The organism is Undibacter mobilis (assembly GCF_003367195.1).
GTDB lineage: Bacteria > Pseudomonadota > Alphaproteobacteria > Rhizobiales > Xanthobacteraceae > Pseudolabrys > Pseudolabrys mobilis.
The window spans coordinates 1,153,233-1,167,617 of the sequence record NZ_QRGO01000001.1 but is presented as its reverse complement, the minus strand read 5'-3'; the positions used below and the strand labels follow the sequence as shown (position 1 = coordinate 1,167,617).

The window sequence follows — 14,385 nt, the reverse complement described above, 5'->3', positions numbered from 1 at the left end:
ACCGGATTGGCGGCAAAGACAATTCGCTAAAATTTTAAATACTTGTCCGCAGCCGAATTGCGGTTTAGCTGGCCGCGACGCGCGTCCGGGCCTATATTGTTTACATGTCGTTAACCAATACCGTTGCGCCCGATCAGGACTTCGCCGTTTACGTCCACTGGCCGTTCTGCCTGTCGAAGTGTCCGTACTGCGATTTCAACAGCCATGTCCGCCATGGCGGTTACGATGAGACGCGCTATCTCGCCGCCATACAGGCCGAACTGGCTGGCACCGCAGCGCGCATCGGACCGCGCACGGTATCCTCCGTGTTCTTCGGCGGCGGCACGCCATCGCTGATGCAGCCAACGACGGTCGAAGGCATTATCAACACCATCGGCAAACACTGGACGCTCGCCGGTGACGCCGAGATTTCGCTCGAAGCCAATCCGACCAGTGTCGAGGCGACGCGCTTCCGCGGCTATCGCGCCGCCGGCGTCAACCGCGTGTCGCTCGGCGTGCAGGCGCTCGACGATCAATCGTTGAAGGAACTTGGCCGTTTGCACAGCGCCGAGGAAGCGCTCGCCGCCATCGCCGTCGCCCGCTCGATCTTCGATCGCTACTCATTCGATCTCATCTACACGCGGCCACGCCAGACGCTCGAGGCCTGGGCGCTTGAACTCAACCGCGCCATCGCGGAAGCCGCCGAGCATCTGTCGCTTTATCAGCTCACCATCGAGCCCGGCACGCCGTTCTTCGGCCTGCACAAGGCCGGCAAGCTCGTGATGCCGGAAGAAGGCCTGGCGCGTGATCTGTTCGACCTTACACAACAGCTTTGCGCCGATGCCGGTCTGCCGGCCTATGAAGTTTCCAATCACGCGCGGCCGGGCAGCGAATGCCGGCACAATCTCGTTTACTGGCGCGGCCATGAATATGCCGGCGTCGGTCCCGGTGCGCATGGCCGGCTCAATGTCGATGGCCGCCGCTACGCCACCGAGACCGAGCGCAAGCCGGAAGCCTGGCTCGATCTCGTCGATACAAATGGCGTCGGCCTCACCGTCGATGAGAAATTGCAGCCCGGTGAAGTCGCCGACGAATTTCTGCTGATGGGCCTTCGTCTCGTCGAAGGCATCGATCCCAAGCGCTTTGCGGCGTTGTCGGGCCGCACGCTCGATCCCAGCCGGCTGGCGTTTTTGATGGATGGTGGCGCGGTCGAGACCATGGCCGATGGCCGCCTGCGCGTCACACCATCGGGCTTCCCGCTGCTCGATGCAGTGGTCGCGGATCTGGCGGCTTAACGTCATTCCGGAACGCGCGTCAGCGCGTTCCTAGAACGCCTTCGGCGGCGGGCTGACTGGCTGGCCGCCGCCCGGCGCAACGCGCAGCACGGCAAGGCCGCGTTCGTTGGTGCCGTCGCTCTTGAAGCGGAACACGCCGTCGATGCCGGCAAAACCCGAACCGTTGGTGAGAATCTGCTCGCTGAAGCGCTGGGCGCCTTGCGTCTTCACCAGCGCCGCGACCAGAGCCACCGCGTCATAGGCGAGCGTCGCCGTACGCACCGGGTCCTGACCGTAACGCGAGCGATAGCGCTGCGCGAAACTGCGGAACCCGGCATTGTCCGGCGCCGCGTACCAGCCGCCGGCCAAAGCCTGCGTCTCGAAAATGCGCGGCTCGTCCCACAGGCCGGTGCCGAGTAACTGCACACGCTTGAGATTGACATTGTTGGCCGCGAGTTGCTGCACCACCTGCGGCACGGCGTCAGCGCCGTCCGGAATGAAGATCGCATCGGCGCGGCTCGACGCTTGAGCGATGCGGCGCACGGCTTCGCCCATGCGCGCGGGATCGAGCGGATACTTCTCCAGCGCGATAACACGGCCGCCGCGGCGCGCCACTTCCTGCTGGAATGCAGCTTCGACCACCGCGCCATAGGCATTGTCCGGCAGCAACGCAGCAAACGAACGCTTGCCGCGCGATATCGCGAAATCGACGATGCGCTTGACGTCCGACTCCGGCAGGAAGCTCAGGAGATAAACGCCGCGCGCGGCGACGCTGGCATCGGTCGAGAAAGCGATGACCGGGATGTTGCGCTGGCGCGCAACGCCGCCGACCGCGCTGACCGACTGCGCGAACAACGGCCCGATAATGATCTCGGCGCCTTCGGCGAGCGCCTGCTGGGCCGCGGCCTGCGCGCCCTGCGGCGTGCCGCCATCGTCCTTTACGAGAAGCTGGATGTTGGGTTCCTTGAACTCGGCGAGCGCCATTTCGGCGGCGTTCTTCATCGAGGTCGCGGCAATGCCGGCATTGCCTTGCGCCGACAGCGGCAGGATCAGGCCGACGCGAACCTGCCCAGCGCCGATCTGCGCGGGCTGCACCGGTTCTGCGGCCGGAGGCGGTTCACCGCCCAGACGGTCGAGCGCGCCGCCCGTACAGGCGGCCAGAAGAAGAGAGAGCGCGGCGGCCATTGCCGCCTCGCCAAAACTGCGCCGTGTTGCCCCCGGAGTGTCAGTTCGCGTTCCCAAAAACCCCGTTCCCTCATCCGCGACGGATCATCGTCGAGTCGTAACCCCTAACGCCCATTTTGTCCCGCAAAAGTTAAGATCATGAAAAGACGAGGGAATTCGGCAATTTGCCCACGTCTTTTTCTGCCGAGGCAAAACTCCACGCGAAATGCTGCGCAAAAACGCTGCACAAAACCATGCCTCGCCCCGGCAAGACGCTAAAGTGCCGCCATGACCGGCAAGACCATGTCCGAGCGGACCACATCGCGGCGCTATGCGCCTTTGGGCACTGACATCGAGGCACCGGCGCTCGAGTCCGGCCTTTATCTGGTGGCAACGCCCATCGGCAATCTCGGCGACATCAGCCTCCGAGCCTTGGCGACACTCGCCGCGGCAGACATGATCGCCTGCGAGGATACCCGCGTCACCCGCAAGCTCGCCGAACGCTACGGCATTGCGACACCGCTGACGGCCTACCACGAGCACAATTCGGACGAGGCCTTGCCGAAGATTCTGGCCCGGCTCGACCAGGGCCAGACGGTGGCGCTGGTTTCGGATGCCGGCACGCCGCTGGTCTCCGATCCAGGTTATCGGCTGGTGCGCGCGGCGATCGATGCCGGTCACACCGTGACGACCGTGCCCGGTGCATCGTCGGCGCTCGCGGCGCTGTCACTGTCCGGCCTGCCGAGCGACCGGTTTTTCTTCGAGGGCTTCCTGCCGCCGAAGCAAGCCGCGCGGCAGAAGCGCATCGGGGAGCTGGCAGCGATTCCGGCAACGCTGATCGTGTTTGAAACCGGGCCGAGGCTTGGCGCCTCGCTTGCCGATCTCGCGGCGGGTCTGGACTTGCGAGAGGCAGCCGTGTGCCGCGAGCTCACCAAGCTGCACGAGGAGGTTCGCCGCGCGCCGCTGCCAATACTGGCGGAACACTACGCCGGCGATGCCGAGACGCGCGGCGAGATCGTCATCGTCATCGCACCGCCACCGGACCGGCAAACCGCCGACAGCGACATCGACACAATGTTGCGCGATGCGCTCGCGCGCGTGTCGGTGAAGGACGCCGTCGGCGAAGTGGCCTCGGCCACGGGCCGCGCGCGGCGCGATGTCTATCAGCGCGCGCTCGAGCTGAGCAAAGACCAGGGCGACTGAGCATGGCAAAGAGCGGCACGCCATCGCCCCCGTTGCCGCGCCATCCGCGCGTACCGGGCCTGCGACCAAAAGCGCAGAAGCCGGAAGCCAATCCCGAACGTCAGGCCGCATTCAATCGCGGCATTTCAGCCGAGAGTCTCGCCGCGGCATGGCTGATCGGCAAAGGCTATCGCATCCTGTCGCGGCGCTTTCGCTCAGGCGCCGGCGAAATCGACATCGTGGCGGGGCGGCGACACACGGTCATTTTCGTCGAAGTGAAAGCCCGCGCCTCGCTCGATGAAGCAGCGGAGTCGGTGACGCCGCGCCAGCGTGCGCGCATTGCCGCCGCCGCCGAGATCTGGCTGGCGCAAAATCCGCAGGTCGTGTTCAAGGATTTGCGCTTTGACGCCATCCTGATCGCGCCCGGCAAGCTGCCGCAACACATCCAGGGCGCCTTCGAACTGTAATACGTCATTCTCGGACGGCACGAAGTGCCGGACCCGAATCCAGACACAGCGCGGCGGAGTATGTAGCTGGATTCCGGGTTCGCTTGCGCGCAAGCGCCCCGGAATGACGAGAGCGTTAAGCGCTCAGCCGCTCGAAGAACTGATCAACCTGCGAGCGGATGCGGTGCGCAACCTGACCGAGATCGTCGGAGACGGCCTTGACCGTACCGGCGCTGGCGCGGGTGTCGGCGGTGGCGGTGCCGACCAGATTGACTTCCTTGGCCGTCTCGATGGTGCGCTGCGCGGCAGTCTCGACACTGCGCGCGATTTCACTGGTCGCCGCACCCTGCTCCGTCACCGCGGCGGCAATCGCACTGGAAATGTTGCCGATCTCACGGATCGTCTGTTCGATGGCGCTGATCGCCGCGATCGATGTTGTGGTCGCACGCTGCATGCCGGCGATCTGGGCGCTGATTTCTTCCGTGGCGCGGCTGGTCTGACCCGCCAGCGCCTTGACCTCGCCGGCGACCACGGCAAAGCCACGCCCGGCTTCGCCAGCGCGCGCCGCTTCGATCGTGGCGTTGAGCGCCAGCAGATTGGTCTGCTCCGCGATATCGGTGATCAGCTTCACGACATCGCCGATGCGCGCCGCGGCCTCGCCGAGCTCCTTGACCGCGTGATTGGTCTGGCCGGCCTCGCTGACCGCCTTCGACGCGATCGCATTCGACTGCGCGACCTGACGGTCGATTTCATTGACCGAAGCCGAGAGCTGATCCGCGGCGGAGGCAATGTCCCGGACATTGGCTGACGCTTCCGAGGACGCGCTTTCCGCGCGCGCGGTCTTGGCGGTGGCGTCGTCGGCAGCCTTGGCCAGCTGGGTCGAGGCGGCAAGCATCTGGTCGGAGATCTGTCCCAGCTCCGACAAGGTCATTTCGACGTCGCTTGAGAAGCGGGTGATTTCCTGACTGATCTCGCGCTGGCGGACGGCGCGGCTTTCGGCGTCCTGCAGCACGGTCTGATTGAGTTCGCGATTGTGCAGCATTGCGCGATGAAAGATTTCGATCGAACGCGCCATGGCGCCGATCTCATCCTCGCGGTTGCTGTACGGAATCGACGTGATCTGCGCGCCGCCGGCCACGGCTTCGGTCACGCGCGTGATTGCGGTCAGCGGCTTGACGATGCCGCGAGCGATGAAGAGCAAGGCAATCGTGGCAAAGGCCGCCAGCGCCGCAAACACCGCCAACCACCATACGCCCTGATCGATATCGCCGTTGATCTGACCGTAAACGTGATCGGCCCGGCCGGAGTAGTGTTCGGACAAGGCATTCAGATCGGCGTTGAGCGCCTTGCGGGCGTCGCGGCTTGCCTCGCCCCACTCGCGCGCGGACTGTGCATTGACCTCGACGGCCAGACGTATCAGTTCGCGACGATAGGCGACGAACTCGGCGACTCGCTTTGAGAAGCGGTCGAACAGGGCCGCGTCGTCTTCACCCACAGTCTTCTTCCACTCGACCATGAGGTTTTCAATGCGGGTCAGGAACGACCCGAGCCCGTCGACGAACTGGCGCCGGGCCTGGTCGTCGTTCGGCATATAGATGCCGCGGGACTCGGCGACCACGGCGTAAATCAGGCCATTGATACGTTCGATATTCTGGGTACCGGAGATCGCGGATTCGTAGCGGTCGGAAAGCGCTGCATAATGGCGGGCATTGATGATGGCCGACCCCGACAGCGCCAGGGCGGTGATGGCCATCAATGCGAAGATCGCATAGAGCTTGGCGGCGATCGAAAGCTTCGGCAAAGTCACTTGCGGCCCCATTCAACGCGGCATAGATCGTGGGTTCCCGCATCCTCGCCTTAATGTGTTAACTTTCTGTTTTCCTTAACCTTTGGTAGCGCATCCAAAGGCTGCCGGATAAGCCCCCCATGACGCTCAAAGTTGCCGTGCAGATGGATCCGATCGAACGGATCAACATCAAGGGCGATTCGACCTTTGCCCTGCTGCTCGAGGCCCAGGCTAGGGGCCATTCCCTCAGCTACTACACGCCGGACCGAATGGCCCAGGTCGGCGACCGGCTTTTTGCCCGTGTCGAGCCGCTCGCCGTCCGCGACAAGGCCGGCGACCATTTCACGCTCGGCACGGCCGAGCGGGTCCCCCTGGACAGCTTCGACGTGATCCTGCTGCGCCAGGACCCGCCCTTCGACCTGTCCTACATCACCACGACTCATATGCTGGAGCGCATTCACCCCCGCACCTTGGTGGTGAACAACCCGGCCGAGGTGCGGAACGCGCCCGAGAAAATTCTCGTCACGTCCTTTCCGCAGTTGATGCCTCCGACCCTGATCACGCGGGACAAGGAGGAGATCAAGGCATTCCGTGCCGAGCATCAGGACATCGTCATGAAGCCGCTATACGGCCATGGCGGCGGCGGGGTGTTTCGTATAACCCGCGACGACCTTAATTTCGGCTCGCTCTACGACATGTTCGCGGCGACCTTCCGCGAGCCCTGGGTGATCCAGAAATTTCTGCCGGCGGTAAAGCAAGGCGACAAGCGCATCCTTCTGGTCGACGGTGAATTCGCCGGCGCGGTCAATCGCGTACCAGCCGAAGACGATCTTCGTTCGAACATGGTGCGCGGTGGCTCGCCGAAAGCGACCGACCTCACACCGCGCGAACGAGAAATTATCGAGACGCTCAAACCGGCCCTGGTGTCGCGCGGGCTGATCTTCGTCGGCATCGACGTGATCGGCGACTGGCTGACCGAGATCAACGTGACGTCGCCGACGGGTATCCGTGCCGTGAAAAATCTCGGCGGGCCGGACGCGGCGGTGATGACCTGGGACGTGATCGAAAAGAAGCGGAAGAGCGGCGCCTGAGCGTCAGGCCCGCTTTTTCTTGGCCGCAAGACTGGCCGCCTGCGGGAAACCCGGCTGCCATTCGCGCATCAGCTTCGTCGTCGCCTCGACATCCACCGGCCGGCCGAAATAATAACCCTGCCCGGTGTTGCAGCCGAGCGCCTTGAGCCAACCGGCCTGCGCCTGGGTCTCGATGCCTTCGGCGACCGTGTGCATGTGCAGTTTGCGCGACAGATCGACCAGCAGTTCGACGACGAGCTGGCTCGGATGATCGGTCAGCATGCGATCGACGAACGATTTGTCGACCTTGATGCAATCGACCGGAAACCGGATCAGATGCGTCAGTGACGCAAAGCCGGTGCCGAAATCGTCAAGCGCAACGGTAATGCCCTTGCGGCGCAGGCTTTCGATGACATGGACGACCTTGTCGTCGGTGCTGTCCATGAACACGCCTTCGGTGACCTCCACCACAATACGGTCGAGCGGCACGCCGGCGGGCTCGAAGGCCGCGAGCAGCCGCTGTTCGACATCGCCGCGGTGGAAATCGGCCGTGGACAGGTTGATGCCGACATGACCGACGTTGAAGCCCCCCTCCATCCAGCCGCGCATGTCGCGCGCGATGTGGCGGAGCATCTGGTCGGTCAGACGGAATGCAATGCTCGGATCCGACAACGCCGCCTGAAACTGGCCCGCGGAAACGATCGCGCCATTGTCCATTTTGATGCGCGCCAGCGCCTCGAAGCCGTGGATCGTGCCGTCGGAAAGTGTAATCAGCGGCTGATAGAACGGCACCACGCGCTCTTCGTTAAGCGCCTCGCCGACGGTGCGGATGGTCGACATGCGCGTCGCGATCGACGTACGCATGTCGCGCTTGAACAGCGCGTAGCCGCCGCGGTTGACGCTCTTGGCGTGGTAGATCGCGAAGTCGGCATTCTGCCGCAGCAGGTCGGGATCGACACCGTCGATTTCATAGACGACGCCGCCCATGGTGATCTGCGGCGTGAGGGTATAGCCGGCGCAATCGAACGTCGTTTTCATCGCTTCGACGATCCGATCGGCCGCGGCGGCGAGCTCGGCATGGCTGCGGCAACCGTCGATGAGTACGGCAAATTCGTCACCGCCAATCCGGCTCGCACCGTTCGGAACGATTTGCGAGAGCCGCGCCGCGACTTCCTGAATCAGGCTATCGCCAACGACATGACCCATCGTGTCATTGGCGATTTTGAGATTGTCGATATCGACGACCAGCAGACCGAAAGCGGGATCCATCGACACGATGCGGTCGAACATCATGTCGTCGAAGCTGCGCCGGTTCGGCAGTCCGGTGAGTTGGTCGTAATAGGCCAGCGCATGATTGCGCTTCTGCGTTAGCGCATGCTCGATGGCGATGGAGCACAGGTGAACGCAGGTGTTGACGATCGAACGTTCGAAGACGGTCGGCCCGCGCTTGTCCTTGAAATAGAAACCGAAGGCCGCAGCGACACGGCCATCGCTGGTCTTGATCGGGAATGACCAGCAGGCCTGCAGTCCGAGTGGCAGAACCAGGTCTTTGTATGGCGCCCACAGCGGGCTTGTGGAGATATCGTCGACTTCGACCGGCTCACCGAGATAGGCCGCCGTTCCGCAGGAGCCGACAGAGGGCCCAATTTCGAGGCCGGTGATTGCCTCACCATAACTGGTCGGCAGACTTGGCGACGCTACGGCCTTGAGTCGACCTTCGCCATTGACACCGACAATTGTACAGATCGCGCCCGGTGCGAGTTCTTCGGCGCGCAGACACAAACGATTGGCGATGGCTTCAAAGCCCTCGCCCCTGACCATGGCCTCGAGAATTTCGGACTGCAGCGCGTGAAGCGAAATACTGTCGGGACTGGTCACGGTCTACTCGTCTACCTATGCACGATAGCGAATAAACACGCCTGATATTAATTCTACGAAAACGCGGACGTTTGTTTAAGTTAAGATAGCCAACACATGTTCTTTTTTTACTGCCCATTCACCACGCGGCGCACGATGCTACCTTCGTCTCGCCGTACAGCGCGCGCTGCGGGCTGATGTCCATATCTCAGCACCGCAGTCTGCGCACGGATGCCGGCTAAGCCGCTTCCTGTTCGAAGCCGGCAATCGAAAACACAACGCGCTGGCGGCCGAGCTGCACATGCTGCAGCTCCCAGATCAATTCCTCGACATCGTGATGGGCGGCTTCGGCGTCGAGGCGCGCGCGCCGGGCTTCGAGAAGATCGTTTTGCATTCTGGTGCGATCGATCATGGCACTCACTCCGGTTGAGGTAGGAGATGGGCATATCCTAATCGAGTCGTTTTGTTCTGCAAATGTTCTTGTCTCTCTCCACAGTTTCCGCTACACTCCAAAGTAGCGACGAGGGGCAAATGGTCCAAAGAGTGGCAACCGTGGCGTTCGAGGGCATTGAGGCCCGCGCCGTGGACGTTCAGGTGCAGGTCGCGCCGGGGCTGCCCGCATTCAGCATCGTCGGCCTGCCCGACAAGGCCGTTTCCGAGGCGAAAGAGCGTGTGCGTGCCGCACTGATCGCATCGGGTCTCGCGCTCCCGGCCCGCCGCATCACCGTCAATCTTGCCCCCGCCGACATGCCCAAAGAGGGCAGCCATTTCGATCTGCCGATCGCGCTCGGCCTGATGGCGGCGATCGGCGCTATTCCGCCCGATGCGCTGTCGGGCTTCACCGTGCTCGGCGAACTGGGCCTCGACGGCTCGATTGCGCCCGTCGCCGGCGTGCTGCCGGCGGCGATTGGCGCCAATGCGCGCGGTCAGGGCCTGATCTGTCCGCAGACCTGCGGCGCGGAAGCCGCCTGGGCCAGCCCCGAAATCGAGATCATCGCCGCACAATCCCTGATCCAGCTCGCCAATCATTTCCGCGGCACGCAGGTGCTGACACGCCCGTCGCCCAAGATCCGCGAATTCGAAGGCACCCCGCTCGACCTCGCCGACATCAAAGGCCAGGAAAGCGCCAAGCGCGCGCTCGAGGTTGCCGCCGCCGGTGGCCATAATTTGCTGATGGTCGGCCCGCCCGGCGCCGGCAAGTCGATGCTGGCGGCGCGGCTGCCGTCGATCCTGCCACCTTTGTCGCCCACCGAACTGCTGGAAGTCTCGATGATCGCCTCGGTGGCCGGCGAGATTGAAGGCGGCGCGCTGACCAACCGCCGGCCGTTCCGCGCGCCGCATCATTCGGCCTCGATGCCGGCGCTGGTCGGTGGTGGCTTGCGGGCGCGGCCCGGTGAAATTTCACTGGCCCATAACGGCGTTCTGTTTCTCGACGAAATGCCGGAGTTTTCCGCTCAGGTGCTCGACTCGCTGCGCCAGCCGCTCGAGATCGGCGAGGTCGCGATCGCGCGCGCCAATCATCGCGTCACTTATCCGGCGCGCTTCATGCTGGTTGGCGCCATGAATCCGTGCCGCTGCGGCCGTGCCAACGACCCCGGCTTTGCCTGCAACCGCGCACCCAATGTGCGCTGCGCCGCCGACTATCAGGGTCGGCTGTCCGGTCCGTTGATCGACCGCATCGATCTGCACATCGAGGTGCCGGCTGTCACCGCCGCCAATCTCATTCTGCCGCCGCCGTCCGAAGGCAGCCGGGACGTCGCTACGCGCGTTGCGCGGGCCCGCGACATCCAGGTCGAACGTTATGCTGCGCGGGGCGTGCCGCATGTCCGCTGCAATGCGCAGGCGAGCGGCCCGTTGCTCGAGGACGTCGCCCGCGCCGACACCGCCGGCGCCAAACTGCTGCGTGATGCCGCCGACCGCATGCAGCTTTCCGCGCGCGGCTATCATCGGGTGTTGCGCGTCGCCCGCACGCTGGCCGATCTCGACGGTGTCGCAACCGTTGGCCGCATCCATCTGGCCGAGGCCCTGTCGTACCGCGCGCTCGCCGACGATCTGCGGCGGGCGGCGTAGCCGCCGTTAACGCTATTTATCATACGCTTGAGACATCTATGTATCAGGAGTTCCAAACCCTCATAAGTTGTGCAACCATCACCCTTGTGCTCTGGGGGGAGGACAACGCGTGGGTGATGATGATACGGGGCCTGCCATGAGCAGGCATGAATTTTCTGTCGCCTATCTGGGCAAAGACCGCGTTGATGATCACTCTATCGACGTACAATCGTTAGCTCCCGCGCTTTTAGCTTTCGGACGATTGCTTAGAGAGGCGAATTCTGAGTTTAACGGCAAGAAATCTACTGCCAAAGTTCTGGTGGTTTCTGACTTTGAACACAAATGTTTCAACATTAACTTCGAACTCGTTGTCGGCCTATATGAACAGGTCAAGCAGTTGCTCGCTACCGAGCAAATGCAATCCGCCAAGAATGTATTGGAGTGGGTCGGCATAGTAGCCGGACCGCCTGTAGCGGTTACTGGGACCTATCTCGGCTATTTGAAGTGGCGGCGTGGGCGAAAGATAGAATCGGTCAAACCGCTCATCGACACTGACAAGACCGGAATGGTCGAAGTCAGAATCCAAGGTGATGGTAATGCCGTTCACATTCATCAGCACATTCACAAACTTTCGGAAAACCCGAAGGCTTTGAGAGCGACTCGTGACGCCTTCTTACCCTTAGGACATGATGGCTTTGACACGGTGCAACTCAAGGAAGGTGAGACGGTAATAGACGAAATTAAGGAAGATGACGTCGAGCACATCGTCGCTTCCTGCAACATAGGCTTAGAAGAAGCTAAAGAAATCGAGCCCGAGATTGAGGTAACTCCTGCGTGGCTCAGTGTTTACTCTCCAGTTTATGATGAGAGAGCTCCGAGTTGGCGATTCCGGCTCGGAAAAGAAATTATTTATGCGGATATCTCCGAGACAAGTATTGCACATGAAGCTCTGCAGCGTGGAGGAGCCATGGTCGAGGATGCTTATCAGGTCAGCCTACAAATCACGACAGAGGTAGACGCAAACGGTAAGAAAAGCGAACCGTCGTACAAAGTGCTGGAAGTTGTGAGGTTTGTGGCGGCGGCGCCCACACCAAAACAATCAACCTTCTTTGATGACGAATAAATCTCGTTGAGTCACTCTCAATTCATTGATCCGCGTTTTCGAGCCCGTAAGGTTTGCCGAATTAACGCAACCTTCACCACAACTTGACGCCAGCAGCAAGCCGGGCCTCGCGCCCATCGAAAGGCAAGGATTGCGGGGTGAAATAACCCCCACCATGGCGCAACACAAAACCCGCAGAGCCGCGACGCCGCACTCACGTAATACCGCCGCGCTCATCCTATTCGGCCGGTCGGCCGTCATCACCTTGTCGGTTGTTTCCGGCGGGCTTGGCTTTCTTGCCGGCATCCGCCTGGCGAGCCCGGATTACGACCCGCACAGTTATGCCATCGGCACCGGCGCGCTGTTTGCGGTCGCCTGTTGCGCTATCGCCTTTCTTCTTTATCGCCGCCGCGTCGGCAAAAACCGGCAGCGCGATCTCGAAATCCGCGTCGAGGAATTGTCCGATCAGCTCTGGGAAGCTCGTGAGGCCGAGGTCCGCGCCCGCAGCCTGCTCGAGGCGCAGGGCGATCTGATCGTGCGCCGCGATACGCAGGGGTTGCTCACTTACGCCAACGACGCCTGGTGCCAGTTCGCCGGGCAGAGCCGCGCCGACGTGCTCGGCCGGCCGGACACACTGTCCATTGTCGACCAGGGCGAGATCATCGTGCTGGCCGACGGCACCCGCGCCCATGACCAGAAGATCGACACGCCGCAAGGCCCACGCTGGGTCGCCTGGCGCGACGTTACTGTACGCAGCGAGGCCGGCACCGAAACGCAGAGCGTCGGCCGCGACGTCACCGATCGCGTCGAGGCGCGCGATCTGGCCGAAGCGGCGAGCCACGCCAAGTCGCGCTTCCTCGCCACCGTCAGCCATGAGATCCGCACGCCGCTTAACGGCCTCCTTGGTATGACCGATCTGTTGCTCGACACGCCGCTTACGCCAGAGCAGCTCAATTACGCCAGAGCCGCAAAGGCCTCCGGCGAAACGCTGCTGACATTGATCGAGGAAGTCCTCGACTTCTCCCGGATCGAAGCCGGCCGGCTCGATCTTGCGCCCGCGGCCTTTACGCTGTTGCCGCTGGTGGAGGAGACCATCGAACTGCTGGCACCCCGCGCGCAGGATAAGGGCATCGCTATCTGTTCCTTCATCGACGAACGCTTGCCGGCGGCCGTCATCGGCGACGCCGCACGCCTGCGACAGGTTCTGCTCAACCTTGCTGGCAATGCCGTGAAGTTCACCGAGACCGGCGGCGTCACCGTCATTGTCGAACCCGGCGCCAACGAAGGCGCTGTGCGCTTTTCCGTCCGCGACACCGGCATCGGACTCGCACCCGAAGACCAGGAGCGCATCTTCCGCGATTTCGAGCAGGCCGATACATCATCGTCGCGCCGGTTCGGCGGCACGGGATTGGGACTGGCGATCTCGAAACGCATCGTCGAGCGCATGAACGGAACGCTTCACGTTGACAGCGCGCCGGGACAGGGCGCGACCTTCTCGTTCTCGATCGATCTGCCGCCCGCGGAAAGCGATCCTGCCGCGGCCTTCAAGGCGCCCGACCTTAGCGGCCAGAGCGCGCTGATCCTGGCGCAGGCGCATGTCGAAGCTGAAGTGCTGGCGCGCCGCCTCGATGCCTGGGGCATGGCAACGCAGATCGACAGCGGCGATCTCGCCGATGTCGCGCAGCATTTCGCCGACGAGAGCTTTGACGCGCTGATCGTCGATTGCCCGATCGCCAAGATGATGAGTGCTCATGGCGACATTGCCGGCAACGCGACGCGGCGCATCGTGCTGATCAATCCCGGCGAGCGGTCCGAATTGCCGGCCCTGAAGGCCGCGGGTTTCACCGGCTATCTGGTCAAGCCGGTGCGCGCCGCCTCGCTCGCCGCGCGCTTTGCCGGACCGGATAGCTTCGAGCCGGTCAAAACGGCTGAGCCCGCTCCTGCGACAGCTGCGCCGCCCGGCGGCGGGCTCAACGTGTTGCTGGCTGAGGACAATCCAATCAATGTCATGCTGACGCGCGCGCTTCTCACGCGTTTTGGCCATCGCGTGACCACGGTCGGCGAAGGCGGCGGCGCCGTACTCGCCTGGAGCACCGCGCTGGAAAACGGCCAGCCCTTCGACCTCATCATGATGGACATTCAGATGCCGGGCATGGACGGCCTTGAGGCGACCCGCCGCCTCCGCGCCCGCGAAGCCGAGCTGAAGGACATTGCGCCTGAGACCTTTCGCCCGGTGCCCGTCCTTGCGCTGACCGCCAATGCCTACGCCGAAGACCGGGCCGCCTGCCTCGCTGCCGGCATGGACGCCATTCTCACCAAGCCCTTGGACCGGCAACGCCTCTGCGACGAACTCAACCGGCTCGCCGGGCGGGGCTCGATTGCGGCCTGAAGTGTGTCAATCAGGCTTCCCCAAATCGTCATAATTCCGTATTCGAGGCATGGTGTATCGCTGCAACAGTGGCGTCAGGTTGCGATT

The 14,385-nt window shown here is 62.9% G+C and carries 11 protein-coding genes; 7 read left to right on the top strand and 4 right to left on the bottom strand.

Annotated elements, in window-relative coordinates:
* Nucleotides 1-104: 104 nt before the first annotated feature.
* On the top strand, nt 105-1,274 hold the full coding sequence (gene hemW, locus DXH78_RS05470; RefSeq protein ID WP_115516109.1) for a radical SAM family heme chaperone HemW: 1,170 nt from the start codon (nt 105-107) through the stop codon (nt 1,272-1,274).
* Between the two features lie 30 nt (nt 1,275-1,304).
* Here the strand turns inward: hemW and DXH78_RS05465 are convergent, their stop codons facing one another.
* Nucleotides 1,305-2,438 (bottom strand): penicillin-binding protein activator, encoded by a 1,134-nt coding sequence (locus DXH78_RS05465; protein ID WP_115516108.1) that lies wholly within the window; start codon nt 2,436-2,438, stop codon nt 1,305-1,307.
* A 267-nt stretch (nt 2,439-2,705) separates the two neighbouring features.
* Here DXH78_RS05465 and rsmI point away from each other — a divergent pair, with 267 nt between their 5' ends.
* Entirely contained in the window at nt 2,706-3,620 is a 915-nt protein-coding gene (gene rsmI / locus DXH78_RS05460) for a 16S rRNA (cytidine(1402)-2'-O)-methyltransferase (protein ID WP_115516107.1), read from the top strand.
* Between the two features lie 2 nt (nt 3,621-3,622).
* Nucleotides 3,623-4,066, top strand: coding sequence for a YraN family protein (locus DXH78_RS05455; RefSeq protein ID WP_115516106.1), 444 nt, complete (start codon nt 3,623-3,625; stop codon nt 4,064-4,066).
* Between the two features lie 115 nt (nt 4,067-4,181).
* Here DXH78_RS05455 and DXH78_RS05450 read toward each other — a convergent pair whose 3' ends face one another.
* The gene (locus DXH78_RS05450; protein ID WP_210209511.1) at nt 4,182-5,852 is read right to left on the bottom strand and encodes a methyl-accepting chemotaxis protein; all 1,671 of its coding nucleotides are present in this window, start codon (nt 5,850-5,852) and stop codon (nt 4,182-4,184) included.
* A gap of 119 nt (nt 5,853-5,971) precedes the next feature.
* On the opposite strand from DXH78_RS05450, the gene gshB reads away from it, so the two are divergent.
* Nucleotides 5,972-6,922 carry a glutathione synthase gene (gene gshB, locus DXH78_RS05445; RefSeq protein WP_115516104.1) on the top strand — a complete coding sequence of 317 codons (951 nt, stop codon included), beginning with the start codon at nt 5,972-5,974 and terminating at the stop codon, nt 6,920-6,922.
* A gap of 3 nt (nt 6,923-6,925) precedes the next feature.
* On the opposite strand, the gene DXH78_RS05440 is transcribed toward gshB, so the two are convergent.
* Nucleotides 6,926-8,779 (bottom strand): bifunctional diguanylate cyclase/phosphodiesterase, encoded by a 1,854-nt coding sequence (locus DXH78_RS05440; protein WP_115516103.1) that lies wholly within the window; start codon nt 8,777-8,779, stop codon nt 6,926-6,928.
* Between the two features lie 217 nt (nt 8,780-8,996).
* On the bottom strand, nt 8,997-9,170 hold the full coding sequence (locus tag DXH78_RS19770; RefSeq protein WP_168192711.1) for a hypothetical protein: 174 nt from the start codon (nt 9,168-9,170) through the stop codon (nt 8,997-8,999).
* Nucleotides 9,171-9,289: 119 nt separating this feature from the next.
* Between DXH78_RS19770 and DXH78_RS05435 the strand changes: the two genes are divergently transcribed.
* The 3 genes from DXH78_RS05435 to DXH78_RS05425 all read left to right on the top strand — a co-directional run bounded on the left by DXH78_RS05435 (nt 9,290) and on the right by DXH78_RS05425 (nt 14,298).
* Nucleotides 9,290-10,828, top strand: coding sequence for a YifB family Mg chelatase-like AAA ATPase (locus DXH78_RS05435; RefSeq protein WP_115516102.1), 1,539 nt, complete (start codon nt 9,290-9,292; stop codon nt 10,826-10,828).
* Nucleotides 10,829-10,937: 109 nt separating this feature from the next.
* Nucleotides 10,938-11,930 (top strand): LAPAL motif-containing putative phage structural protein, encoded by a 993-nt coding sequence (locus DXH78_RS05430; protein WP_147292576.1) that lies wholly within the window; start codon nt 10,938-10,940, stop codon nt 11,928-11,930.
* A 154-nt stretch (nt 11,931-12,084) separates the two neighbouring features.
* Nucleotides 12,085-14,298, top strand: coding sequence for an ATP-binding protein (locus tag DXH78_RS05425; protein WP_115516100.1), 2,214 nt, complete (start codon nt 12,085-12,087; stop codon nt 14,296-14,298).
* The last annotated feature ends 87 nt before the right edge of the window (nt 14,299-14,385 follow it).

What these genes read in the sequence shown, in the direction of transcription:
- hemW (WP_115516109.1), top strand. Translation starts at nt 105, where the DNA reads ATGTCGTTAACCAATACCGTTGCGCCCGATCAGGACTTCGCCGTTTAC.
- DXH78_RS05465 (WP_115516108.1), bottom strand. Translation starts at nt 2,438, where the DNA reads ATGGCCGCCGCGCTCTCTCTTCTTCTGGCCGCCTGTACGGGCGGCGCG.
- rsmI (WP_115516107.1), top strand. Translation starts at nt 2,706, where the DNA reads ATGACCGGCAAGACCATGTCCGAGCGGACCACATCGCGGCGCTATGCG.
- DXH78_RS05455 (WP_115516106.1), top strand. Translation starts at nt 3,623, where the DNA reads ATGGCAAAGAGCGGCACGCCATCGCCCCCGTTGCCGCGCCATCCGCGC.
- gshB (WP_115516104.1), top strand. Translation starts at nt 5,972, where the DNA reads ATGACGCTCAAAGTTGCCGTGCAGATGGATCCGATCGAACGGATCAAC.
- DXH78_RS19770 (WP_168192711.1), bottom strand. Translation starts at nt 9,170, where the DNA reads ATGATCGATCGCACCAGAATGCAAAACGATCTTCTCGAAGCCCGGCGC.
- DXH78_RS05435 (WP_115516102.1), top strand. Translation starts at nt 9,290, where the DNA reads ATGGTCCAAAGAGTGGCAACCGTGGCGTTCGAGGGCATTGAGGCCCGC.
- DXH78_RS05425 (WP_115516100.1), top strand. Translation starts at nt 12,085, where the DNA reads ATGGCGCAACACAAAACCCGCAGAGCCGCGACGCCGCACTCACGTAAT.